General features: G+C 46.7%; 1 protein-coding gene and 1 pseudogene. Both read left to right on the top strand.

The genetic code is table 11. The features are described 5' to 3' along the window. Positions 1 to 406 (top strand): annotated as a pseudogene (locus I6E40_RS10695) (transposase); the annotation flags it as partial. 12 nt (positions 407 to 418) lie between these two features. Further along, positions 419 to 499, top strand: coding sequence for a hypothetical protein (locus I6E40_RS11100; protein ID WP_410897057.1), 81 nt, complete (start codon positions 419 to 421; stop codon positions 497 to 499). Positions 500 to 512 lie beyond the last annotated feature (13 nt).

The following is a 512-nucleotide window of genomic DNA, read 5'->3' as shown; positions in this document are numbered from 1 at the left end:
AGAGGACTGCCAGTGGGACGGACTCAAGGGCTACATCACCAATACAGATCTTGAAGCCGAGCGTGTCATTGCCGAGTATCATGGACTTTGGGTAGTGGAACGTGCATTTCGTATTTCAAAGGGAAATTTGGAAATGCGTCCGATGTTTCACTTTACGGAACGTAGGATAGAGGCACATGTCTGCATTTGCTTCATCGCCTACAAAGTATATAAGGAATTGGAACGGCTCGTTTCTGTCAACAAAATTGGGATGAGTGTGGACAAGGTGCTTGATGCTGCTAAAACCATTACAACCATAAGGGTAAGGTTGCCCGAAAATAGGACTACCTTCACAAAAACGCTCTTTCTGACAGAGAAACATCTGGCTGTAAAGCCACTTTTTGACCTAACTAACAGCGACTCTTAATTTGGGTGGCGCATTGACGAAGTCAGGAAGGGTGTGAACCGCGTTTGCTACGACATTTCCTCCAAACCGCCTTCAACCATTGAGTGGGAGTGAGCCTCCTGCGATG

Source organism: Prevotellamassilia timonensis (assembly GCF_021531665.1).
Lineage (GTDB): Bacteria > Bacteroidota > Bacteroidia > Bacteroidales > Bacteroidaceae > Alloprevotella.
The sequence above is the reverse complement of the archived record's forward strand: the minus strand, read 5'-3'. Positions and strand labels throughout refer to the sequence as shown.